This is a genomic window from Cognatiluteimonas weifangensis, from assembly GCF_003416885.1.
GTDB lineage: Bacteria > Pseudomonadota > Gammaproteobacteria > Xanthomonadales > Xanthomonadaceae > Cognatiluteimonas > Cognatiluteimonas weifangensis.
Window position 1 is genome coordinate 1 of record NZ_QVPD01000009.1, and the last position, 21417, is coordinate 21417.

The following is a 21417-nucleotide window of genomic DNA, read 5'->3' on the forward strand; positions in this document are numbered from 1 at the left end:
TGTGCGGGACCGTCGGCGGCATGGATGCCGCCGAGGAGCCTACAGGGACGTATTCACGGCGTGTCCCGCACAGGCCGGGCCACCGGCTTCCTCCACGGAAGCTTCCGCACTTGAAGGGAAGTCTCACGGCGTGTCCCGCGCAGGCTGGGCCACCGGCTTCGTCCGCGGAGATTCCCGCACTTGAAGGATGTATTCACGGCGTGTCCCGCACAGGCCGGGCCGCCGGCTTCCCCCGCAGATGTTTCCGCACATGAAAAATGGATTCACGGCGCGATGGATTCACGGCGCGCCCCGCGCAGACCGGGTCGCAGGCTTCCCCCGCGAAGGTTTCCGCACTTTGGAGCAGTCCCGCGCAGGCTGGGCCACCGGCTTCCCTCGCAGAGATCCGCACTCGGGAAGACCCCTTTGAAAAGGGGGATGACCGGTGCGCTTTGGATGCTGCGACAATGCCGCCGCGTCGTTTCCGGAAGTCGCGATGGATGTCCTGATTTGCACGGCCAAGGAGCAGGACGAGTGGCGCGATGCGCTCGCCGGATGCTTGCCGGAAGCCCGCGTTCACGTCGGACCCGATGCTCCCGTGTGCGATTACGCCGTGGTGTGGCGGCCGCCTGCGCGGTTGTTCGAGCGACAGCATCGGCTCAAGGCGCTGTTCTCCCTGGGCGCGGGCGTCGACGGCTTGCTGGCCATGCCGTCCCTGCCGCGCGAAGTCCCGCTGGTGCGCATGGAAGACTGCGGCATGGCGGCGCAGATGATCGAATACGCGCTGTACATCGCGCTGCGCCGCTTCCGGCGTTTCCCGGAATATCGGCAGGCCCAGGCGCAGCTGCGCTGGGCGCCGCAGCCGTTGCGCCTGCGTTCGGAGTTCCGGATCGGCGTCCTCGGCCTCGGCGTGCTGGGCGGCGCCGTCGCCCGCACCCTGGCCGATTTCGGGTTTTCCGTTGCCGGCTGGAGCCGCAGCGCCAGGTCGGTGCCCGGTGTGCATTGCGAGCACGGGCCGGGCGGGCTGGATGCGGTGCTCGCGCGCAGCCGGCTGCTGCTGGTGTTCCTGCCGTTGACGGACGCGACCCGGGGCTTGCTGGATCGCGTCCGGCTGGCGCGGTTGCCGGCCGGCGCGGTCCTGGCCAATCTGTCGCGCGGTGAAGTCCTGGACGAGGTGGCCCTGCTCGAGGCCCTGGATGCGGGCAGCCTCGCCGAGGCCCACCTCGACGTGTTTGCGCAGGAGCCGTTGCCGCCGGATCATCCCTTTTGGCGGCATCCGCGAGTGCGCATGACCCCGCATGTGGCCGCGCTCACGCCCCATGCCGTGGCTTGCCGCCAGGTCGCCGACAAGATCCGGCAGCTGGAAGCCGGCGCGCCGGTCGGCGGCGTGGTGGATCGGGCGCGCGGCTACTGAGCGGGCGCCGGGCTCGGGCGCCGCTCCAGCCGCGCACGAGGAGGCCGTCGAGGCCGTGTCGCCGCCGAAGCGGAGCTGGGGTCGTGCGTGCGCGTACGGCGGGTTTCGGAGCGCAGGCGGCCGCCCGGCACGTTGCGGGTGTCAGGCGGTCCGCTGCAGCCGGTACACCACCGTCTCCAGCGCGCTCACGCCCTCGGCGACGAATCCTGGCTGCTGGGCGAGGATGTCGCGGCGCTCCAGCGTGGTCACCTCCCAGTCGCGGCCGTACAGCTCGCGCACTTCGGCCTCCGGCACCGTGAACGGCGGGCCCTGTTTTTCCTGCGGCGGGTATTCCAGGGTGATCAGCAGGCCGCGGCAGCCGGCGGGAAGCCGCGCATGCAATTCGCGCACGTAGCGCCGGCGCAGCGGCGGCGGCAGCGCGATCAGGGCGGCGCGGTCGTAGACCGCCGCGCAGTCGGCCAGGGCTTCGGCGTCGAGGCCGAAGGCGTCGCCGCAGATCACCTCGATGCCGTCGGCGACGTGATGGCGGCCGTAGCGCGAGTCGTGCACCTGCGGCGTCAGGCCCTGTTCGGCGAAGAATTGCGCGACCGCCAGCGGCGACAGCTCCACCGCCAGCACGCGGTGGCCCTGCGCCGCCAGCCAGACGAGATCCAGCGATTTGCCGGCCAGCGGCACGAACACCCGGCTGCCGGCGGGGAGCGCCAGCGTCGGCCAGTGCTTGAGCAGCAGCGGCATCGGCTTGTCCTGGTGGAAGCCGATGCGGCCTTCGCGCCAGCGTTGTTGCCAGAAATCCGGATCCATGGGCCATCTCCGCGAGTGGAATGCAGCCTAACTCCGGACGGTGGAAGTTGGGCAAGCCGGCGACGCGATTTCGGTGGTTGCGCGGGGTCCCGTCTGTAATACCGACCCGGCCGCGGAGCGCCCCTCATCCGCCTTCGGCACCTTCTCCCCGCAAGCGGGCAAAGGAAGGGCCTGGCGACGCCTTTGCCGCGATCCGCCTGCGACGGCCGCAGTGCGCCGCCGCGCGCGGCGCTTCGCGCGACTAGACGACGGCCAGCCCGTCGACCTTCTGCCATCCGCGCGGCAACAACCCGCCGCGCGTCGCCCGCGGACCGGCGTAGGCATCCAGGTCCCGGAACGACAGCGTCATCGTGCGCGCGCCCGAGTGCACCGCCAGCGCGCCGCCGGGCGGCACCACCGCGACCGCGACCACGCGCTCGGTGCCGCGCTTGCCGCGCGGGATCTCGATGATCTTGTTGCCCTTGCCGCGGTCGAGTTCCGGCAGCTCCGACACCGGGAACGCCAGCAGGTGGCCGGCGCTGGTGACGGCGACCACGCGGTCGGTCGTCGGATTGCCCACCGCGGCCGGCTGCAGCACCTTCGCCCCCGAGGTCAGCGTCTTCAGCGCCTTGCCCGCCTTCTGCCGCGACAGCAGGTTCTCGAACCGGGTGACGAAGCCGTAGCCGTGGCTGGAGGCGAGCACGAAGCGGCTGTCGCTCTCGCCGGTGACCAGCGCCCGGAACGACACCCCCGACGCCGGCGAGAAACGCCCGGTCAGCGGCTCGCCGTTGCCGCGCGCGCCGGGCAGGGTGTGCGCGGCGGTGGAATAGCTGCGGCCGGTGGAATCGATGAACGCCACCTGCTGTGTGCTGCGGCCGCGCACCGCCGCCAGCAGGCCGTCGCCCTCGCGGTAGGACAGCGTCGCCGGATCGACGTCGTGGCCCTTGGCCGCGCGCACCCAGCCCTTGTCGCTGAGCACGATGGTGAGCGGCTCGCTGGGGACCAGTTCGGTCTCGTCGATCGCGTGGGCGGCCTCGCGCGCGACCAGCGGCGAGCGCCGCGCGTCGCCGAATTTTTTCGCGTCGGCCAGCAGTTCGTCCTTGATCAGCTTCTTCAGCTTCGCCTTGCTGCCGAGGGTGGCGATCAGGCGGTCGCGCTCGCTGTCCAGTTCGTCCTGCTCGCCGCGGATCTTCATTTCCTCCAGCCGCGCCAGCTGCCGCAGCCGCGTGTCGAGGATGTAGTCGGCCTGTTCCTCGTCCAGGCCGAAGCGCGCCATCAGCACGGGTTTGGGCTCGTCCTCGCCGCGGATGATGCGGATCACCTCGTCGAGGTTGAGAAAGGCGACGAGCAGGCCTTCGAGCAGGTGCAGGCGACGCTCGACCTTGTCCAGCCGGTGCTGCAGGCGGCGGGTGACGGTGTCGGCGCGGAACGCGAGCCATTCGCCCAGCAGCTGCTTGAGGTGCTTGACCTGGGGACGGCCATCGCGGCCGATCACGTTCATGTTGACCCGGTAGCTCTTTTCCAGGTCGGTGGTCGCGAACAGGTGGCCCATCAGCTGCGCGGCGTCGACCCGGCTGGAGCGCGGGATCAGCACGATCCGGGTGGGGTTGGCGTGGTCGGACTCGTCGCGGATGTCCTCCAGCCACGGCAGCTTCTTCGCCCGCATCTGCGCGGCGATCTGCTCGATCACCTTCGACGGCGAGACCTGGTAAGGCAGCGCGGTGACGACGATGTTGGCGTGCTCGCGGGTGAAAGTGGCGCGGGCGCGCACGCTGCCCAGGCCGGTTTCGTACAGCGCCAGCAGGTCGGCCGCCGGGGTGATGATCTCCGCTTCGGTCGGGTAGTCGGGGCCGCGCACGTGCTCGCACAGGTCGCGCACGCTGGCCTCGGGGTCGTCCAGCAGGCGCACGCAGGCGCTGACGATCTCGCCCAGGTTGTGCGGCGGCACGTCGGTGGCCATGCCCACGGCGATGCCGGTGGTGCCGTTGAGCAGCAGGTGCGGCAGCCGCGCCGGCATCCACGCCGGTTCCTCCAGGGTGCCGTCGAAGTTGGGGGTCCAGTCGACCGTGCCCTGGCCGAGCTCGCCCAGCAGCACCTCGGCGATCGGGGTCAGCTTGCTCTCGGTGTAGCGCATCGCCGCGAACGACTTCGGGTCGTCGCTGGAGCCGAAGTTGCCCTGGCCGTCGATCAGCGGATAGCGGTAGGAGAACGGTTGCGCCATCAGCACCAGCGCCTCGTAGCAGGCGCTGTCGCCGTGCGGATGGTACTTGCCGATGACGTCGCCGACGGTGCGCGCGGATTTCTTCGGCTTGGCGGTCGCGGCCAGGCCGAGCTCGCTCATCGCGTAGATGATCCGCCGCTGCACCGGCTTGAGGCCGTCGCCGAGGAAGGGCAGGGCGCGGTCCAGGACCACGTACATCGAGTAGTCGAGATAGGCGCGCTCGGCGTACTCGCGCAGCGGGATCTGCTCGAAGCCGTGGAACACGGGTCGGACGGTGTCGTTCATGGGGGCTGGACTGCGGAATCGGCGGCCGGAGGCACGGCGGTGATTCTAGGGCATTGCTGTCGCGGCGGCGGCGGACACCGCCCTCAGGCGGCCGCGACGGCAGCTGGGGAGGCCGCCGGCGTACGCGTGCCGAAGCGTTTTTTCAGTCGCAGCGCCGGGCGCTCGACCAGGAACCACGACAGCGCCGCCAGCACCAGCGCCAGCGCCGTGGCCCAGGCCATGTTGGCCAGCGGCCGGGTGTCGTGCGTGGCCAGCAGCACCAGCTGCTGCGCCGGCCAGCCGTACAGGTAGAGGCCGTAGGACAGGTCGGTGTGGCGGATCATCGGCAGCTTCGGCACGAACGCGACGAACAGCGTGCCGTAGCACAGCAGCAGGTAGTAGGGAATGTGGAACCACGGCCCGCCGCGGGTGAACGCGGCGGCGACGACCAGCGCCAGCAGCGCCCACCACGACAGCCGCACGCGCTCGCGGTTGAGCCACAGCGCGGTGCCGCTGATGAAGAACGCGGTGCACCAGGCGTAATTGGCGATGTGGTCGGGCAGCGGCGCCTTCCAGCGCGCCAGCGCGTAACCGGCGACCATCGCCAGCAGCCACAGCGGCGTGTAGCGGCGCCGGGTGAGCAGACCGAGGCTGCCGGCCAGCAGCAGCGCCAGGTACAGCCGCGCCTCGATCGGCAGGGTCCACAGCGAGCCGTTGATCGCGGTGCGCGGCAGCGCTTCGAACACCCCCGGCAGGAAGAACTCGCTGGACTTGAGCGTGGCGTTGACCCAGAAGTAGCGCCACACCTGCGGCTGCTGCCAGTAGTCGGTGGCGGTGGTCAGCAGCGGCCCGAGCACGAACGCGCCCAGCGCCGCGCACACCGCCAGCGCCGGCAGGATCCGCAGGGCGCGCGAGGCGAGGTAGCTGCCGATGCTGTTGCGCTGCAGGCTGGCGGCGATCAGGAAGCCGCTGATCACGAAGAACACGTCCACCGCCACGCCGCCGGCGAACTTGAACTGCGTCAGCCGCGTGACCAGGTCGGCGCCGGGTGCGGCGGTGATCGCCCAGGCGTGGCCGTAGATCACCATCCACGCCGCGACCAGCCGCATCAGGTTGAAGTTGTTGCGGTTCGTCGCCCAGCCCGACGCGATGCTCGGCGCATCGCGCCAGCCGGTGGACCAGCGCGGCCGCAACGGTGCGCAGCGATCCGCGGCGCGGGTGCGGGCGTCGTCAGCCGGGCGCATACGCCCAGTGCCAGGGCTCGTAGACGATGCCGTGCGGGTTGTCGCGCGGATAGCTCATGCCGAATCCGTGGCCGGCGGCGTGCGCGCGCAGCCAGGCGAACGCCGGCGTGCGCTCGAAGGATTCCTCGGCCGGCGGTTCGTCCGGCGTGCCGAGGTCCAGCGCCAGGCCGCCGTGGTGCTCGGAGTAGCCGGGCGCGGCGTTGACGGTGAGGATCTCTTCCACGCTCAGTCCGCGCGCCAGCTTGCGCTCGAAGATGCCGAGCTGGTAGTCGTGGCTGCGGTAGCCGGAGATCGCTTCCAGCACCACGCCGTCGCGCAGCGCGGCCGCGCGCAGCCGCGTCCAGGCGCGCGCGGCATCCGCACGCAGCCACAGCGGGCGCCGGTAGCGGTCGCGGCCGGCGAGCGCGAGCCGGTCGGGTTCGGGCACCAGCGGCAGGCCGCTGCGGGCGCCGTAGCCGTCGTCCAGGCCGAGCGTCTGCAGGCGCTCGCGCAGGCGCTGCAGCGGCAGCGTCGCCACCGCGTCGATGCCGGGGCGACGCGGTGCGCGCGCGCGCCGCAGCGCCGCCAGCGCGGCGTCGATGCCGGGTTCGCGCCGCAGCGCCGGCAGCAGCGGCTGCAGGCCTTCGGGCAGGTCGGCGGCGAGGTAGCGGCCGTCGCGCTTGCGCCGCAGGACGTGGCGGGCGCGGGCCAGCAGGCGGGCATCGGCGTTGCTGCGCGCGCGCAGCAGGCCGCCCGGCCAGATCTCGATCCGATCGGTGTTGAGCAGGATGCCGGCGACGGCGCGCATGCGCGCAGGTTACCGGGCGCGGGGGCGTGCCGTCATCCCGGCCACGGGCGTCGCGTCGGCGGTGAGCGCGCGCAGGCGTTCGAGCAGGAGTTGTGGCTGCCGCACCTGCAGCAGCAGGGCGTGGCCGCGGGTGGTGGGCAGCCACAGCAGGCGCTTGCCGCCGGCGCTGGCAACGAACAGCTTCTTGAAGGTGCGCGAGCGGAACCAGCCGCTTCGGAAACCGGGCAGGGCCATGCCGTTGGACTTCAGCATCGGCTTGAGCTCGGGGTGCTCGTCGATCGCGATCACCCGTGCGGCGTCGAGCCGCAGTTCCGGCAGCGCCAGCTGCTGGCGGTAGAACGTGGTGACGATTCCGAGCCTGGCGCCATCGAGCCGCAGGCGATGGCGGTGCATCAGCCGATCGAGCGCGAACCAGATCGCGCCGGTGACGGCCGCCACCAGCAGCGGTCCCAGCAGCAGGTCCAGCCATTCCGGCGCGGCCAGGCTGTCGGCGAACCAGCGCAGTGCCGGCGGCTGGCCGCCGTCCGCCAGCAGCGGCAGCAGCAGGCTCAGCAGCACCGGCAGCGCGACCGTCAGCAACAGCAGCCACAGACGGCTGCGGCCGCTGGCCGGCTCCAGCTGCAGGCGCGGATCGTCGATCGAAGGCGTGCGGGCTGCCACGTCAGTGCGCACCGATCCATGCGGCGACATCGGCGACCAGGCGCGGATCGACATGGCCGGGAACCGCGTACTGGCCGAGGCCCGGTTCGCCGTCGACCGCGATGCCGAGGTGGTTCAGCCCGTCGTACAGCTTGAACGCGACTGCGGGGTCGGCGTGAAAGGCGCCTTTCCAGCGTTGCCAGTCGGCGTCGACCACCTGGATGTCCTGCGCGCCCTGCAGCACCAGCATCGGCAGCGCGACGGCCTGCGCCTCGGTCACCGCATCGACCGCATCGGTGCTGCGCCAGTAGCCGGCGGGCAGGTTCAGCGGCGTGGCTGCGACTTCGCCGCCCCCGCGGATGTCGCGGACCTGCGCGCGCAGTACATCGATCGCGGCGTGCTCCTCGTCGCTGGTATGCGCATCGTCGAGCACCGCCAGGCGCCGGTTCTGCTCGACGATGATGTCCAGCAACTTGCGCGCGGGCGCGGCGAACAGCACCAGCCCGGCGACCGGCGCTCCGGCCTCGAATGCGTATGCGGCGATCCGCGGCGCCAGCATCCCGCCCTGGCTGTGGCCGAGCACGAACACGCGCGCGTCGTCGACTTCCGGCACCGCGTGCAGCGCCTGCACGGCCAGCACCGCGTCGTCGGTGGTCTCGCTGTCGATGGTGAGCTTGCCGTCGGCGTAATCCTGCGGACGCACCTTGCTGCGCTTGTCGTAGCGCAGCACCGCGATGCCCTGCGCGGCGAGGCCGCGGGCGATGTCGAGGAACGGGCGGTTGGGCCCCACGGTCTCGTTGCGGTCGTGCGGACCGGAGCCGTGCACCAGCACCACGGCGGGGAAGGGGCCGTCGCCGTCGGGCAGCGCGAGGGTCGCGGGCAAGGCGCGCTCGCCGTCGCCGATCGCGATCTCGCGCTCGCTGAAACCCGCGTCGGCAGGCACCGGCGCCACCGGCGCGCTCGCTGCGGCCTGCGCCGGCTGCACCCGGAAGCCGGCGACCTTGCCGTCGGCCGTCACCGCGATCTTTGCGATCAATTCGGCGTTCGCGTAATGCAGCGGCACCGTCACCAGGGTGGCGCCGTCCGCTGCGCTTGCCTGCACCTTGCCGCGGCCCTGTGCCGGCCCGGCCTGCGCGGGCAGCGATTCCCACACCGCCTGCAGGCGCTCGGCGGGCACCGCGGCGGCCATCTGCGCGGTGAGCAACGCCTCGGCGGCGGCGTAGTCGCCCGCGTCGAGACGGTCGAGCAGCGCGGTCGCGATCGTCGCTGCGGCGGGCGCTGCCGTGGCGTCCGGCGCCGGCAGGGCGGGCGCCGTCGCGGCCTGGGCCATGGCCACCCGCGGCGTGGCGGCCAGCAGCGCGGCGAGCAGCAAGATCTCCGGCGTCTTCATGGCATCGCCTTCTTCAGGTACAGCTGCACCGGCGCGAAGCGTTGCGGTTGCACCGCCGACACGAGTTCCCAGCCCTGCAGGCCGAGCTGGGTGAGGCGTTCCTGCGCGGCCTGGCGGGTTGCGCCGAGGAAACTGGCTTTCACTTCCACCACCTGGTAGCTCCAGCGCTCACTTGCCATCGTCTTCTCCCTGGTTGCCGGCCGGCTTCAGCCGCCCGGCCTTGCGCAGCGCATCGCGCAGCACGTATTCGATCTGCGCGTTGAGGCTGCGCAGCTCGTCGTCCGCCCAGCGCTGCGCCGCCGCGAGCACGTCGGCGTTGATGCGCAGCGGATAGGCCTTCTTTTCTGCCATGGGTAGGCGCTCTTCCTGTTGAAAGTCCGCACATGGATGTGCGGGTTCTTGCGCAGGATGCGCGATCAGTAAAGCGTGCCGGCGTTGACGATCGGCTGGGTCGAGCGCTCGCCGCACAGCACCACCAGCAGGTTGCTGACCATCTGCGCCTTGCGCTCCTCGTCCAGTTGCACCACGCCGTTCTTCTGCAGTTCGGCCAGTGCCATCTCGACCATGCCCACGGCGCCGGCGACGATGCGCGTGCGCGCGGCGATGATCGCGTTGGCCTGCTGCCGCTGCAGCATCGCCTGGGCGATCTCGGGGGCGTAGGCGAGGTGGCTGATGCGCGCGTCCAGCACCGCCACGCCGGCGTCGGCCAGGCGCTCGGACAGCTCCTCGCGCAGGTGCTTGCTGATCTCGGTGGCGTGGCTGCGCAGCGCGACCTGGCCGTCCTCGTGCTGGTCGTACGGATAGCTGGTCGCCATCGTGCGCAGCGCGGATTCGGACTGGATGTGGACGAAGCTCTCGTAGTCGTCGACGTTGTAGACCGCCTCGGCCGAATCCACCACCTGCCACACGATCACCGCGGCGATCTCGATCGGGCTGCCTTCCAGTTCGTTGACCTTGAGCTTGCCGCTCTCGAAGTTGCGCACGCGCTGGCTGACCTTGCGCTTGCCGAAGAACGGGTTGTTCCAGCGCAGGCCGTTGTCCTTGACCGTGCCGACGTACTTGCCGAACAGGCTCAGCACCGCGGCCTGGTTGGGCTCGACCATGTACAGGCCGATCAGCACGAAGATGCCGAGCGCGGCGAAGACGACGGCGGCGATCGGCGCGGCCGGCATGCCGGCCTGGATCCCGACGAAGAACGCCCAGGCGCACAGCAGCTCCAGCAGGATGACGCCCAGCAGCACCGGAATGCCGGGTAGGGAGCGGATCGGGTTCTCTTTCATGACGCAGTCTCGGGGAGCGGCCAAATCGCCGTGAGATAGTGATATCAGATTGATATCAGATATGCAAACGCGATGATCGGGGGCCCGCCCCGGGCAGGGTCCGACTTGGCAACCGCTCGCCAGCCCGCTCCGCGCCCCACGGCGGCGGGATGGCGCCCCGCTCATGTCGTTGGCCCGGCAAGCTCGCGTGGCCCGGGGTGCCAGCGCAGTGCGGCCGGGGCCGGTCGCTGCCCCCCTGGAAGCGCGCGCAAGGCCGCCCGCGGCGCGCGGCGCTTGCCCGGGCTACGGGTTCAGGTACAGCAGCGGTGCGGGGCTGAGTTCGCCGGTCGCGTACAGGGCGCGGCTGTCGGCGCTCCAGGCCAGGGCTTCGGCTTGCGGCAGCCAGGGCAGCGGGTGCACCTGCGGCGGCCGCGCCAGCGCCTGCGCCCAGGATTCGCGGTTGCGCCGCGGATAGACCAGCACGTCGCGATAGGTCAGCACCGCCATGGCATGGCTGTCGGGGGCGAGATCGGCGGCGGTGACCTGGCTGCGGATCCGCGCCAGCCGGGGGTTGGCGCGGACTTCCTCGGCATCGGCCTGCGGCACGCCGGCCAGGGTACCGAGCGCGCGCGCGACCTGCAGCCCGGGGTCGCGCGGCCGCAGCGGCAGCGCGAACAGTTCCGGCGGCCGCCGCCGCTTGGACAGCAGCAGGATCTGGCCGGCGGCGGCGTCCACCGCGACCGCCTCGCAGTCGCGGGCGCCGTCGGGCCAGCGGAACACGATCGACCAGGCCGGCCGCAGCGTGGCGTCGGCCAGCGTCGCCGGCTCCTCGATCGCGTGCAGCTGCAGCGTCCGCCGCAGGCCGCCGTTGTCGCCGGTGTCGGCGATCAGCAAGTAGTGGCGACCGTCCAGCTCGAACGCGGCGAGATCTTCCCAGTCGGTGTTGTCGACGCCGTCGATGCGCAGCGTCGCCAGCCGGCTGCCGCGGCGGCTGACCGCATACAGCTGCGCCGGGTTGCCGCCGTCGTTGAGCATCCACAGCGTGTCGGGATGGCGGCGCGAGACGGCCAGGCCGCTGACCTCCTGCAAATGCGCGTCCAGCAGCAGCCCGGACAGTTGCGCGAACGGCGGCGGATCGCTGCAGCCGCCGCCCAGGACGCCCAGCAGGACGGCGAACAGCAGGGCAGGGAGCGGGCGCAGTCGCGGGGCCATCGCGCAAGCATGGCATGGCCCGCCGGGCCCGCGAAGCGCGCCGGCGCCCGCGCCGGCCCGGCTAGAATGGGGCGCCAACCGTCCGCGAGCCCGCCCATGCCCACGATCGGCACGCCGCTCACTCCAGGCGCCACCCGCGTGCTGCTGCTGGGTTCGGGCGAACTCGGCAAGGAAGTGGCGATCGAACTGCAGCGCTTCGGCGTCGAGGTGATCGCGGTGGACCGTTATCCGGATGCGCCGGCGATGCAGGTCGCCCATCGCAGCCACGTCATCGACATGCTCGACGGCGCCGCGGTGCGCGCGGTGATCGAACGCGAACGCCCGCACCTGGTGGTGCCGGAGATCGAGGCGATCCACACCGACACCCTGGTGGCGCTGGAGCGCGAGTGGACCGCGGCGGCCGGCGACGGCGCGCCCGCCGCGCGGGTGATCCCGACCGCGCGCGCCGCGCGCCTGACCATGGATCGCGAAGGCATCCGCCGGCTGGCGGCCGAGGAACTCGGCATCCCGGTGTCGCCGTATCGCTTCGTCGACAACCGCGACGACTACCGCGCCGCGGTCGCCGCGCTCGGGCTGCCGTGCGTGGTCAAGCCGGTGATGTCCTCCTCCGGCCACGGCCAGAGCCTGGTGCGCGACGCCGACGACATCGACGCGGCCTGGGACTACGCGCAGACCGGCGGCCGCGCCGGCGCCGGCCGGGCAATCGTCGAGGGCTTCGTCGATTTCGACTACGAGATCACCCTGCTGACCGTGCGCCACGCCGGCGGCACCGGCTTCTGCGAACCGATCGGCCACCTGCAGCGCGAGGGCGACTACCGCGAGAGCTGGCAACCGCAGCCGATGCCGGCGCGGGCGCTGCAGCGGGCGCAGGCGATGGCGCGGCAGGTGTCCGACGCGCTCGGCGGCCGCGGCGTGTTCGGCATGGAATTCTTTGTCAAGGGCGAGCAGGTGTGGTTTTCGGAAGTCTCGCCGCGGCCGCACGACACTGGCCTGGTGACGCTGGTGTCGCAGGACCTGTCGGAGTTCGCGCTGCATGCGCGCGCTATCCTCGGCCTGCCGATTCCCGTCATTCGCCAGCTGGGGCCTTCGGCCTCGTGCGCGCTGCTGGCGCAGGGCCACGGGGTGCCGGTGTTCGGCAACGTCGCCGCGGCGCTGGCCGCGCCGGATACCGCGCTGCGGCTGTTCGGCAAGCCGCGTGTGGCCGGCCATCGCCGGGTCGGCGTGACCCTGGCGCGCGGCGCGGACATCGACGATGCCCGCCGCATCGCGCGCGAGGCGGCCGCGGCGCTCACGATGGAACTGGTTTGAGTCATTCCGCCTCTTTGCATCATCCGCGTCCGATCCGGTAGAGCCGGTCGGTCCGCATCGCATCCGGCACAGGACCCCGCCATGAACGACAGCAACGGCTATGCCGTGTTTTTCTTCCCGCAGGCGCTGGAGGCGCTGGGCGAGGCGATCAAGCCCTACCTGCAGGACAGCCCCGCCGGGCCGCACCTGGTGTGCAAGTCGATCGACACCGGCGGCGCGTTGCTGGAGATGACCCTGGAAGGCATCACCGCGGAAGGCAGGAACGTGCAGGTGGAATTGATGGTGCCCGGTTCGATGGTGCGGATGATCGTGTCCAGCCCCAGCGACGGCAGTTTCTTCGGCTTCGGGCCGCGCACGGCCCCCGCCGCGCTGGTAGGGACGACGCCGGCGGCCGCGCCCGCCGCACCGATGCCGCCGAGCGGCGAACCGGAACCGGGCGCGCCGGGCACGGCCGCACCGGCGCCCTGAGCGCGCGCCCGGCTCACGCCACGAATTGCAGCGGCCGCCAGCCGCGGCCGTCGAACGCCTCCAGCGGGCGGAAGCGGCGCTTGTAATCCATCTTGTCGTGGCCGGCGATCCAGTAGCCCAGGTACAGGTGGCGGCGACCCTCGCGCCGTGCCCACTGCAGTTGCCGCAGGATCGCCAGCGTGCCGAGGCCGCGCGCGTGCGCGTCCGGATCGTAGAAGGTGTACACCGCCGACAGCGCGTCGTCGCCGACCAGATCGGTGACCGCGACCGCCAGCAGCCGGTGGCTGGCGCCGTCGCGCAGTTCCAGGAACCGCCCCTGCGACCAGCTGCCGACCAGGAACTGGTCGAACTCGACGCCGCCGTGGTCGTCCATGCCGCCGCCCGGATGCCGCGCCACGAGGTAGCGGCGGTACAGGGCGAGCTGCTCGTCGGTGCGCTGCGCCGGCAGCACCCGCATCACCACGTCGGCGTTGCGCGCCAGGCAGCGGCGCTGGCTGCGGTCGGGCGCGAACTCCGCCACCGGGATCCGCACCGCCACGCAGGCGCGGCAACCGCGGCAGTGCGGGCGGTAGACGATGTCGCCGGAGCGGCGGAAGCCCCAGCCCAGCGCCAGCGGGTACAGCTGCGGCAAGCGCGCGTCGCGCGGGTCCAGCACCAGGTCGCGGGCGCTGCGCTCGGGCCAGTAGCCGCAGGCGTGCTCGCCGGTGTGGAACACGCGCAGGTCCGAGCGCGGATCGTCGTCATGGAGGGAACTGCCGCCCATCGCCGCAGCATAGCGCCGCGGGCCGGGCCCTGCGCCGCGGGCCGGCCGCTGAATGCGGCTTGCGACGGCGCGCGGCTACAGCAGCTCGACCACGCGCCAGCCCCTGGCGCCGTGGCTCACCTCGTAGCGCTCGAGCACCGGCGGCGCGTCGGCGTCGCGGGCGCGCGACAGGGTGATGCTGCCGGCGCCGCCGGCCGCGTGCACGCGGTAGTCGGCGATCGACAGCCGCGGCAGGTCCGTGGTCGGGCATTGCGACAGGGGGATCACCCGTCCGGGCGTGGGCGGCAACGCGGCCAGCAGCGCGGGCGCGGGATCGTGGCCGTCGACCGACAGGCACAGCGCCTGGTCGGCGCGGGTCGGCAGTTCGCCGGCCAGCACCGCCACCGCCAGCGCGTCCGGGGTCGGCGACACGCCCGCCGGCAGCGCGGCTGCGGTCGGCGGCGGCGTCCCGGGCGCGACAGGCCCCGGCCCGACTTGCGAGAGCAGCGCCAGGGCGATCGCCACCACGACCGCCAGCAGCAACCAGAGCTTGAGCCGGAACGGCGACTTGTGCCCCGGCGCGCCGGCCGCCGGTTGCGTGCTGCGGAAGGTGTAGCCGGTCTCGCCGCGGGTGCTGTCCAGCAGGCCGGCGTCGCGCAGGATCCGCCGCGCGGCCGGCTGGTCCTCGGAGCGGATCACCCAGACCGCCGGCTCCGGTTCGGTGCGGGCGGCGTCGCGGTAGCTGAAGTTGCTGCGCCGCCCGCCGCGGTAGGAGCGGCCGTGGGTGATGCGGGTCTGGATGCCGGCCTCGCCCAGCAGTTGCGCCACGCGTTCGACGTTCTCCAGCCGCGGGCTGCTGAAGACCTGGCGCATGTCAGGCGCCGGAGACGCGCGCGGCGGCCGCGGCGTCGGCGACCACCCGGATCAGGCCTTCCTGGGCGCTGCTCGCCACCAGCTTGCCGTCGAGGTCGTAGACCAGGCCGCGCGCCAGCCCGCGCCCGCCCTGCGCGCTGGGGCTGTCGATGGCGTACAGCAACCACTCGTCGGCGCGGAACGGACGGTGGAACCACAGCGCATGGTCGAGCGAGGCCATCTGCACGTTCGGCTGGTAGTAGCTGATGCCGTGCGGGAAGGTCGCGGTGCCCAGCAGGTGGAAGTCCGACGCGTAGGCCAGCAGCGCGCGGTGCAGCTCCGGCGCGTCGCCGACGCGTTCGGACAGCCTGAACCAGACCTGCTGGAACGGCGGCCGTTTCGGCGGGTTGAGTTCGTCGCGCGGATAGACGTGGCGGAACTCGAACGGCCCCATCCGCGACAGCCAGCGCTGCACCTTGGTCGACAGCCGCGCGAACACCTCCGGCGCCAGCGCCGGCGCGGGCTCGATGTCCTCGGGCCGCGGCACCTCCGGCATCGACAGCTGGTGCTCGCCGCCGGGCTCGTGCTCCTGGAACGAGGCGGCGCAGAAGAAGATCACCTGGCCGTGCTGGATCGCGGTCACCCGCCGCACCGAGAAGCTGCCGCCGTCGCGGGTGCGGTCGACGTGGTAGACGATGGGATGTTCGATGTTGCCGGCGCGCAGGAAATACGCGTGCAGCGAATGCGCCTCGCGCGGCTGCGCCAGGGTTGCCTGCGCCGCCGACAGCGCCTGGCCCAGCACCTGGCCGCCGAACACGTACTTGGTGCCGATGTCGCGACTCTGGCCGCGGAACAGGTTGTCCTCGAGGCGCTCGAGCGAGAGCAGTTCGATCAGCTCGGAGACGGGGGAGGTCATGCGCGCGGCGGCCGGCGGGAGTGGCCGGCGATTATAGCGGGCGGGTGCCGGGCGCCCCGGGCACGGCCGTCCGGCATCCGCGCAGGCTTCGCGGCGCGATCGGTCGGTCGTGGCAGCGGCGGGAATCGCGACGGGCGACGGGACCGCAGCCCGTCGCGACTGCCGTCGCCCGTGCCGCGCATCCGGATCGCGGCCGGGCCGTCCTAGGAGCCGGGTCCAGGCAGGCGTTGCAGCGCGACCTGCGCCAGCACCGTGTCCCACGGGAACCATGGCCCGGGATCGCGCTTGCGGCGCACGCGCTGGCCGGGATCGTCGCTGGCCGGCACGTCCTCGCGGTCGAGGTCTTCGTGCCCGGCGATGAAACGCAGCGACGGCAGGTCTTGCCGCAACTGCCGCAGCAGCGCCAGCAGCGCGGCGATTTGCGCGTCCGGATACGGCTCGGCCATCGCCTGGTGGTCGGCATCGAGCCAGCGCGGCCAGCGCCCGCGGTTGACCAGCTCGATCCCGATCGAACGCGGGTTGTGGCCGCGGACGTGGTGGGCGACGCGGTCGGTGTCGACCCAGCGCTGCACGCCGCCGTCGCGGTCGATGTAGTAATGGCCGCTGTTGCCGGTCTGCGATTCGGGATACAGGATGCGCTCGCCGTAGACGCGTGCGGTCGCCAGGTCCGGCAGCTCGGTGCAGTGGACCACCACCAAATCGATCTGCGCGCGCAGCCGCGGCTGCAGCCGGGCCTGGTAGGGCAGCGGGTCGACGTGCACGGCGAGCGGCGCGGGAGGCATCGCGCGGATGCTAGCATCGCCGCTGCCGCGATCCGCGGGCGTTGCCTCTTTCTCCCATGCGCGGCCACTGCATCCTGTCCCACGGTTTCGAGAGCGGACCCGACGCGACCAAGGTCACGGCGCTGGCCGCGGTCGCGCAGCGCTGCGGCTGGAGCCACGAACGCCCGGACTACACCGACCTGGACGCGCGTCGCGAGGCCGGTGCGCTGGGCGACGTGCCGGCGCGGCTGCAGCGCCTGCTCGAGCTGGCGCGCGCGGCCGCCGCGGACGGCCCGGTGCTGCTGGCCGGCTCCAGCCTCGGCGCCTGGATCTCGGCGCGGGTCTCGCTGCAGGTGCCGGTCGCCGGGTTGTTCCTGCTGGCGCCGCCGGTGCGGATGGCGCCGGCGCCGGCCCTGGAGGCCGCGCAGGTACCCACGTCCATCGTCCACGGCTGGGACGACGAGCTGATCCCGGCTGCCGAAGTCGTCGCCTGGGCGCAGCCGCGGCGCGCACGCCTGCTGCTGGTCGACGATACGCATCGGCTGGCCGGCCACGTCGCCGCCAGCGCCGAGGCGTTCGCGGCGTTGCTTGCGGATCTTTAGCCATCCGGATGCCCGCCCGCGCGGGCGCGACGGCGGAACGAGATGAGGTGCACTTGAAGTTTTTCGCCTCCTGCGGCAAGGGCCTGGAATACCTGCTGGCCGACGAGCTGCGCGCGCTGGGCTGCGCGCGGGCGACCGCGACCGTCGCCGGAGTCAATGTCGAGGGCACGCCGGCCGACGCGCAGCGCGCGGTGCTGTGGTCGCGCCTGGCCAGTCGCGTGCTGTGGCCGCTGGCCGAATTCGATTGCGCCGACGAGCACGCCCTGTACGCCGGTGCCGCGGCGATCGACTGGCCGGCGCAACTGGATCCGGCGATGACCCTCGCGGTGGATGCGCACGTTTCCGGCGCCACCATCACCCACGCGCACTACGCCGCGCAGCGGGTCAAGGACGCGGTCGTGGACACGATGCGTGCCGCCACCGGCGCGCGCCCGGACGTCGATACCCACGCGCCGGACCTGCGCCTGAGCCTGGTGCTGCGCAAGGGCCGGGCGGTCGTGTCCGTCGACTTGGGCGGCGGCCCGCTGCACCGGCGCGGCTGGCGCGCAAGCCAGGGCGAGGCGCCGCTGAAGGAAACCCTCGCCGCTGCGGTGCTGCTGCGCGGCGGCTGGCCGCAGCTGTATGCCGACGGCGACGCGCTGCTGGACCCGATGTGCGGCAGCGGCACGCTGCTGATCGAGGGTGCGTTGATGGCCGCCGGGGTCGCGCCCGGGCTGCAGCGCCACGCCGACGCGCGGGGCGCGGTGCCGCCGCCCACGCGCTGGCGCGGCTTCGATGCCGGCGCCTGGGACGCGCTGGTCGTCGCGGCGCGCGAGCGCGAGCGCAGCGGCCGCGCCGCGTTGCGCCCGGTGTTTTCCGGCAGCGACCTGGATCCGCGCGCGATCCGCGCGGCGCAGGAGAACGCCGCGGCCGCGGGCCTGGCCGGGCGGATCGCGTTCGAACTGCACGACCTGCCGGCATTGCCGGTGCAGGCCACCGCACGTGGCCTGGTCGCCTGCAATCCACCCTACGATGCGCGCCTGGCGGCCGATCCGGCGCTGTACCGCGCGCTCGGCGACGCCCTGAGGCGGGCCACGCCCGGCTGGCGCGCCAGCCTGCTGTGCGGCGACCCCGCGCTGGCGCGCGCCACCGGCCTGCGCGCGGCGAAGAAGTACCAGCTGTTCAACGGCGCGCTGGAATGCACCCTGATCGTGGTCGACCCGGTCCTGCCACCCGCGCGAGAAGATGCCGACGCGCCGCCGCCGTTGTCCGAAGGCGCGCGCATGGTCGCCAACCGACTGCGCCGCAACCTGCGCAAGCTCAAGGCCTGGCGCGAGCGCGAGGAGGTGGCCTGCTACCGCGCCTACGACGCCGACCTGCCCGAATACGCCGCCGCGATCGACGTCTATGCCGAGGCCGACGACCCCGCGCGGCAATGGCTGCACGTGCAGGAATACGCCGCGCCTGCCGACATCCCCGAGGCGCTGGCGCGGCGCCGCCTGGGCGAACTGCTCGCCGCCGCGCGCGAGGTGTTCGCGCTGCCGCGTGAACGGATCGCGCTGAAAACCCGCGCGGTCGGCAAGGGCGGCAGCAAGTACGCCGGCGGGTTCGAGCGCCGCGGCGAATTCCTGGTGGTGCGCGAAGGCAATGCGCGCTTGCGCGTGAACCTGTTCGACTACCTGGACACCGGCCTGTTCCTGGACCACCGCCCGCTGCGCCTGCGCATCGCCGCCGAGGCGCACGACACGCGCTTCCTCAACCTGTTCGGCTACACCGGCGCGGCCACGGTGCACGCGGCGCTGGGCGGCGCGCGCAACACCACCACGGTGGACCTGTCGGCGACCTACCTGGAATGGTGTGCGGCCAACCTGCAGGAGAACGGCCTCGGCGGCGCCCGCCACCGCCTGGTGCAGGCGGACGCCCTGCAGTGGCTGCGCGCCGACACCAGCCAGTACGACCTGGTGTTCTGCGATCCGCCGACGTTCTCGAACTCCAAGCGCGCGGGGGACTTCGACGTGCAGCGCGCGCACGTGGAGCTGCTGCGCGCCGCCGTCGCCCGGCTGGCGCCGGGCGGGGCGCTGTATTTCTCCAACAACTTCCGCCGTTTCCGGCTCGACGCGGAGGCGGTCTCGACCTTCGCGGTCGCCGAGGACATCGGTCCCGCGACGATTCCGCCGGACTTCGCCCGCGACCCGCGCATCCACCGTTGCTGGCGGCTGCAGCGGCGCGGTTGACGTCCGCTGCATCCGTCCTCGCGCAGACTGCATCCATGCAGATCCAGGCCCGCCACCGCTGGCGCTACGCCCGCCACTGGGATTTCTTCCGCCGCTGGATGCGCAATCCGCGTACGGTCGCGGCAGTGGCGCCGTCCAGCCGCGAACTGGCGCAGCGGATGGTCGACGAGCTGCCCGCCGGCGCCCGCCGGGTGATCGAGCTCGGCCCCGGTACCGGGGTGATGACCCGGCTGCTGCTCGCCCGCGGCCTGGGGCCCGATGGCCTGCTGGCGGTGGAGCTCGACCCGGCGCTGCACGCGCGGCTGCAGGCGCGGTTCCCGCAACTGCGCGTGCTCCACGGCGATGCCCGCCGCCTGGACGCGCTGGCCCGGGGGTTCGTCGCACCGGGCGAGCTCGACGCGGTGGTCTCCAGCCTCGGCCTGCTGGGCATGGACGAAGCCGGCCGCGGCGCGGTGCTGGCGGCGGCATTCGCCTTGCTGCGCGCGCAGGGGTGCTTCGTCCAGTTCACCTACGGCGCCCGCTCGCCGGTGTCGGCGGCGCAGCTGCGCGGGCTGGGCCTGCAGGTGCGTCGCGGCGCCTTCGTCCTGCGCAACCTGCCGCCGGCGACGGTCTACGTGTACACGCGCCGGCAGGACGGTGCGCCGCGCTGAGGCCTGGGGTGCAATCCACCGTTCCAGCGGTGGCGCTGGTCGCGCGCCGCCGCCGCCACGATCCTGAGAGCATTGCAATGCCCGAGGAGGGCCGATGAACGCCACCGCTTCCGCTCCCGCCCACGTCGCCCGGATCGTGCGCGGCGTCCCCACGTCCGACGGCGCCGGGGTCAAGCTGACCCGCGTGATCGGCTCCCCGCAGCTGGACATGCTCGATCCGTTCCTGATGCTGGACGAGTTCGGCACCGACCGCGCCGAGGATTACATCGCCGGCTTCCCGGACCACCCCCACCGCGGCTTCGAGACCGTCACCTACATGCTCGACGGCCGCATGCGCCACAAGGACAACCACGGCAACGAAGGCCTGCTGGTGCCCGGCAGCGTGCAGTGGATGACCGCCGGCCGTGGCCTGGTGCATTCGGAAATGCCCGAGCAGGAGGAAGGCCGCATGCGCGGCTTCCAGCTGTGGGTGAACCTGCCCGCCAGCGCCAAGATGGGCGAGCCGCGCTACCAGGAGTTCGCGCCCGAGCGCATTCCGCTGGCGGCGCCGGCGGGGGGCGTCGCGGTAAAGGTGATCGCCGGCGTCGTGCCCGATGCCGACGGCACGCCGGTGCGCGGCCCGATCGAGCAGCCGGCGACCGCCCCGACCTACCTCGACATCGCGCTCGAGCCGGGGGCCGGCTGGGAATACCGCCTGCCCGAGGGTCACAACGCTTTCGCCTATGTGTTCGAAGGCGCGGCGGCGGTCGGCGTCGGCGAGGCTGCGCGCACGCTGGCGACCCACGAGCTCGGCGTGCTCGGCGGTGGCGACGCCTTTCTCGTGCGCGCCGATGCGCAGGGCGCGCGCCTGATCCTGGTCGCCGGGCGCCCGTTGCACGAGCCGGTCGCGCGCTACGGCCCGTTCGTGATGAACACCCGGGAACAGGTGATGCAGGCGTTCGTCGATTTCCAGGAAGGGCGTTTCTAGGAAACACGTTTCTAGGAAACGCGTTTCCGGGATACGCCCGGGCCACGCGGCCCTCGGCCGTCGTCGTCGCGTAGCGGGATTTCGGCGGACGAATGCGCCGCGGGGGGCTGATGCCGCCGGATCCTCGCCCTTCGACGGGCGCGGGGCAGGCCTTCGTCGGGACGATGCCAACCGCCCCGCGGTCTCCGGGGCGCCGGGCGACGCTCAGTCGCCTGCGGCCTGCTCCGGAGCGCCGCCGCCGAAGCGCAGGCTGGCCAGCAGCTGGTAACCGGCGGCGAGCGCATCGACCGAGTCGGCCTGCAGCCAGATGTGCGCATGGCGGCCGTCGGCCAGCGGCAGCAGCGTTTCGCGCGCCTGCACGCCCGGGTTGGTGGCGATCTCGGCGCGGTACCAGATCACGCTGTGGCCGTCGATGCTGCTGATTTCCTCGCGGTTGCGCGGGCTGGGCTCGAAGCTCGGCTGCGCGGTGATGTACAGGCCGAAGGCTTCGGAGCCGTCGCTGCGCAGCGCCCGGCAGAAATCGCCGGCGGAGCTGCTGCGGGCTTCCCAGACAAGGCCGGCCGCAGCCGGCAGTTGCGGACAGAACGCCGGCTGCGGTGCCGGCGCTGCTTGCGCCTGTTGCGCGGGATCCTGCGGCGCGGCTTGTGCCGGGTCCTGTTGCGCGTGGACGTGGCCGGCGAGCAGCAGGCCGGCGAGCAGCGGCAGCGATGTCGTGATCCGGTTCATGCGATCACCCTCGAGAGCGGACA

Annotated in this window: 22 protein-coding genes; 7 read left to right on the forward strand and 15 right to left on the reverse strand. The window is 72.5% G+C overall.

What is annotated here, in order from left to right:
* The first annotated feature begins 577 nt into the window (after positions 1-577).
* Complete coding sequence (locus tag D0Y53_RS09040) at positions 578-1393, forward strand: 2-hydroxyacid dehydrogenase (protein ID WP_199492038.1); 816 nt, start codon at positions 578-580, stop codon at positions 1391-1393.
* Positions 1394-1534: 141 nt separating this feature from the next.
* On the opposite strand, the gene D0Y53_RS09045 is transcribed toward D0Y53_RS09040, so the two are convergent.
* The 10 genes from D0Y53_RS09045 to D0Y53_RS09090 all read right to left on the reverse strand — a co-directional run bounded on the left by D0Y53_RS09045 (position 1535) and on the right by D0Y53_RS09090 (position 11189).
* Complete coding sequence (locus D0Y53_RS09045; RefSeq protein WP_117202910.1) at positions 1535-2194, reverse strand: thiopurine S-methyltransferase; 660 nt, start codon at positions 2192-2194, stop codon at positions 1535-1537.
* A 241-nt stretch (positions 2195-2435) separates the two neighbouring features.
* Entirely contained in the window at positions 2436-4679 is a 2244-nt protein-coding gene (gene parC, locus D0Y53_RS09050) for a DNA topoisomerase IV subunit A (protein WP_117202911.1), read from the reverse strand.
* An 83-nt stretch (positions 4680-4762) separates the two neighbouring features.
* Positions 4763-5902 (reverse strand): acyltransferase family protein, encoded by a 1140-nt coding sequence (locus D0Y53_RS09055; protein ID WP_117202912.1) that lies wholly within the window; start codon positions 5900-5902, stop codon positions 4763-4765.
* Entirely contained in the window at positions 5889-6689 is an 801-nt protein-coding gene (locus D0Y53_RS09060) for a M15 family metallopeptidase (RefSeq protein WP_117202913.1), read from the reverse strand. Before D0Y53_RS09060 ends, D0Y53_RS09055 begins: the two co-directional genes overlap by 14 nt.
* A 9-nt stretch (positions 6690-6698) precedes the next feature.
* A complete protein-coding gene (locus D0Y53_RS09065) occupies positions 6699-7361 on the reverse strand; it encodes a hypothetical protein (protein ID WP_147319048.1) in 663 nt (220 codons plus the stop codon).
* Positions 7351-8718: an alpha/beta hydrolase gene (locus D0Y53_RS09070; protein ID WP_233511730.1), complete on the reverse strand. Its 1368-nt coding sequence runs from the start codon at positions 8716-8718 to the stop codon at positions 7351-7353. Before D0Y53_RS09070 ends, D0Y53_RS09065 begins: the two co-directional genes overlap by 11 nt.
* Positions 8715-8897: a DUF4177 domain-containing protein gene (locus D0Y53_RS09075; protein WP_117202915.1), complete on the reverse strand. Its 183-nt coding sequence runs from the start codon at positions 8895-8897 to the stop codon at positions 8715-8717. Before D0Y53_RS09075 ends, D0Y53_RS09070 begins: the two co-directional genes overlap by 4 nt.
* The gene (locus D0Y53_RS09080) at positions 8887-9069 is read right to left on the reverse strand and encodes a type II toxin-antitoxin system antitoxin (protein WP_117202916.1); all 183 of its coding nucleotides are present in this window, start codon (positions 9067-9069) and stop codon (positions 8887-8889) included. The genes D0Y53_RS09075 and D0Y53_RS09080 overlap by 11 nt, the downstream gene beginning before the upstream one ends.
* 65 nt (positions 9070-9134) lie before the next feature.
* Positions 9135-9998, reverse strand: a complete 864-nt coding sequence (locus D0Y53_RS09085) for an SPFH domain-containing protein (protein ID WP_117202917.1) — start codon at positions 9996-9998, stop codon at positions 9135-9137.
* 282 nt (positions 9999-10280) lie between these two features.
* Entirely contained in the window at positions 10281-11189 is a 909-nt protein-coding gene (locus D0Y53_RS09090; RefSeq protein ID WP_117202918.1) for a hypothetical protein, read from the reverse strand.
* Positions 11190-11285: 96 nt separating this feature from the next.
* Here D0Y53_RS09090 and purT point away from each other — a divergent pair, with 96 nt between their 5' ends.
* Positions 11286-12497: a formate-dependent phosphoribosylglycinamide formyltransferase gene (gene purT / locus D0Y53_RS09095; protein ID WP_117202919.1), complete on the forward strand. Its 1212-nt coding sequence runs from the start codon at positions 11286-11288 to the stop codon at positions 12495-12497.
* Positions 12498-12578: 81 nt separating this feature from the next.
* Positions 12579-12965: a hypothetical protein gene (locus tag D0Y53_RS09100; RefSeq protein WP_117202920.1), complete on the forward strand. Its 387-nt coding sequence runs from the start codon at positions 12579-12581 to the stop codon at positions 12963-12965.
* A 13-nt stretch (positions 12966-12978) separates the two neighbouring features.
* Here the strand turns inward: D0Y53_RS09100 and D0Y53_RS09105 are convergent, their stop codons facing one another.
* The 4 genes from D0Y53_RS09105 to D0Y53_RS09120 all read right to left on the reverse strand — a co-directional run bounded on the left by D0Y53_RS09105 (position 12979) and on the right by D0Y53_RS09120 (position 16257).
* Positions 12979-13728 carry an arginyltransferase gene (locus tag D0Y53_RS09105; protein WP_117202921.1) on the reverse strand — a complete coding sequence of 250 codons (750 nt, stop codon included), beginning with the start codon at positions 13726-13728 and terminating at the stop codon, positions 12979-12981.
* 75 nt (positions 13729-13803) lie between these two features.
* Positions 13804-14580 (reverse strand): hypothetical protein, encoded by a 777-nt coding sequence (locus tag D0Y53_RS09110; RefSeq protein WP_117202922.1) that lies wholly within the window; start codon positions 14578-14580, stop codon positions 13804-13806.
* A 1-nt stretch (position 14581) separates the two neighbouring features.
* Positions 14582-15475: an acyl-CoA thioesterase gene (locus tag D0Y53_RS09115; RefSeq protein WP_117202923.1), complete on the reverse strand. Its 894-nt coding sequence runs from the start codon at positions 15473-15475 to the stop codon at positions 14582-14584.
* Positions 15476-15678: 203 nt separating this feature from the next.
* On the reverse strand, positions 15679-16257 hold the full coding sequence (locus tag D0Y53_RS09120; protein ID WP_117202924.1) for a peptidoglycan recognition protein family protein: 579 nt from the start codon (positions 16255-16257) through the stop codon (positions 15679-15681).
* Between the two features lie 56 nt (positions 16258-16313).
* On the opposite strand from D0Y53_RS09120, the gene D0Y53_RS09125 reads away from it, so the two are divergent.
* The 4 genes from D0Y53_RS09125 to D0Y53_RS09140 all read left to right on the forward strand — a co-directional run bounded on the left by D0Y53_RS09125 (position 16314) and on the right by D0Y53_RS09140 (position 20668).
* The gene (locus D0Y53_RS09125; protein WP_117202925.1) at positions 16314-16838 is read left to right on the forward strand and encodes an alpha/beta family hydrolase; all 525 of its coding nucleotides are present in this window, start codon (positions 16314-16316) and stop codon (positions 16836-16838) included.
* Positions 16839-16891: 53 nt separating this feature from the next.
* Positions 16892-19051 carry a bifunctional 23S rRNA (guanine(2069)-N(7))-methyltransferase RlmK/23S rRNA (guanine(2445)-N(2))-methyltransferase RlmL gene (gene rlmKL, locus D0Y53_RS09130; RefSeq protein WP_117203002.1) on the forward strand — a complete coding sequence of 720 codons (2160 nt, stop codon included), beginning with the start codon at positions 16892-16894 and terminating at the stop codon, positions 19049-19051.
* A 35-nt stretch (positions 19052-19086) separates the two neighbouring features.
* Positions 19087-19701: a class I SAM-dependent methyltransferase gene (locus D0Y53_RS09135; protein ID WP_117202926.1), complete on the forward strand. Its 615-nt coding sequence runs from the start codon at positions 19087-19089 to the stop codon at positions 19699-19701.
* A gap of 94 nt (positions 19702-19795) precedes the next feature.
* Positions 19796-20668 (forward strand): pirin family protein, encoded by an 873-nt coding sequence (locus tag D0Y53_RS09140; RefSeq protein ID WP_117202927.1) that lies wholly within the window; start codon positions 19796-19798, stop codon positions 20666-20668.
* A 204-nt stretch (positions 20669-20872) separates the two neighbouring features.
* Here D0Y53_RS09140 and D0Y53_RS09145 read toward each other — a convergent pair whose 3' ends face one another.
* Positions 20873-21394, reverse strand: coding sequence for a hypothetical protein (locus D0Y53_RS09145; protein ID WP_117202928.1), 522 nt, complete (start codon positions 21392-21394; stop codon positions 20873-20875).
* Positions 21395-21417 lie beyond the last annotated feature (23 nt).

Excerpts from the sequence above, each read along its gene's own strand:
- D0Y53_RS09105 (WP_117202921.1), bottom strand. The coding sequence starts at position 13,728 with ATGGGCGGCAGTTCCCTCCATGACGACGATCCGCGCTCGGACCTGCGC.
- D0Y53_RS09115 (WP_117202923.1), bottom strand. The coding sequence starts at position 15,475 with ATGACCTCCCCCGTCTCCGAGCTGATCGAACTGCTCTCGCTCGAGCGC.
- D0Y53_RS09075 (WP_117202915.1), bottom strand. The coding sequence starts at position 8,897 with ATGGCAAGTGAGCGCTGGAGCTACCAGGTGGTGGAAGTGAAAGCCAGT.
- D0Y53_RS09120 (WP_117202924.1), bottom strand. The coding sequence starts at position 16,257 with ATGCCTCCCGCGCCGCTCGCCGTGCACGTCGACCCGCTGCCCTACCAG.
- D0Y53_RS09125 (WP_117202925.1), top strand. The coding sequence starts at position 16,314 with ATGCGCGGCCACTGCATCCTGTCCCACGGTTTCGAGAGCGGACCCGAC.
- parC (WP_117202911.1), bottom strand. The coding sequence starts at position 4,679 with ATGAACGACACCGTCCGACCCGTGTTCCACGGCTTCGAGCAGATCCCG.
- D0Y53_RS09135 (WP_117202926.1), top strand. The coding sequence starts at position 19,087 with ATGCAGATCCAGGCCCGCCACCGCTGGCGCTACGCCCGCCACTGGGAT.
- D0Y53_RS09060 (WP_117202913.1), bottom strand. The coding sequence starts at position 6,689 with ATGCGCGCCGTCGCCGGCATCCTGCTCAACACCGATCGGATCGAGATC.
- D0Y53_RS09100 (WP_117202920.1), top strand. The coding sequence starts at position 12,579 with ATGAACGACAGCAACGGCTATGCCGTGTTTTTCTTCCCGCAGGCGCTG.
- D0Y53_RS09085 (WP_117202917.1), bottom strand. The coding sequence starts at position 9,998 with ATGAAAGAGAACCCGATCCGCTCCCTACCCGGCATTCCGGTGCTGCTG.
- purT (WP_117202919.1), top strand. The coding sequence starts at position 11,286 with ATGCCCACGATCGGCACGCCGCTCACTCCAGGCGCCACCCGCGTGCTG.
- D0Y53_RS09145 (WP_117202928.1), bottom strand. The coding sequence starts at position 21,394 with ATGAACCGGATCACGACATCGCTGCCGCTGCTCGCCGGCCTGCTGCTC.
- D0Y53_RS09045 (WP_117202910.1), bottom strand. The coding sequence starts at position 2,194 with ATGGATCCGGATTTCTGGCAACAACGCTGGCGCGAAGGCCGCATCGGC.
- D0Y53_RS09070 (WP_233511730.1), bottom strand. The coding sequence starts at position 8,718 with ATGAAGACGCCGGAGATCTTGCTGCTCGCCGCGCTGCTGGCCGCCACG.
- D0Y53_RS09140 (WP_117202927.1), top strand. The coding sequence starts at position 19,796 with ATGAACGCCACCGCTTCCGCTCCCGCCCACGTCGCCCGGATCGTGCGC.
- D0Y53_RS09080 (WP_117202916.1), bottom strand. The coding sequence starts at position 9,069 with ATGGCAGAAAAGAAGGCCTATCCGCTGCGCATCAACGCCGACGTGCTC.
- D0Y53_RS09090 (WP_117202918.1), bottom strand. The coding sequence starts at position 11,189 with ATGGCCCCGCGACTGCGCCCGCTCCCTGCCCTGCTGTTCGCCGTCCTG.
- D0Y53_RS09110 (WP_117202922.1), bottom strand. The coding sequence starts at position 14,580 with ATGCGCCAGGTCTTCAGCAGCCCGCGGCTGGAGAACGTCGAACGCGTG.
- D0Y53_RS09055 (WP_117202912.1), bottom strand. The coding sequence starts at position 5,902 with ATGCGCCCGGCTGACGACGCCCGCACCCGCGCCGCGGATCGCTGCGCA.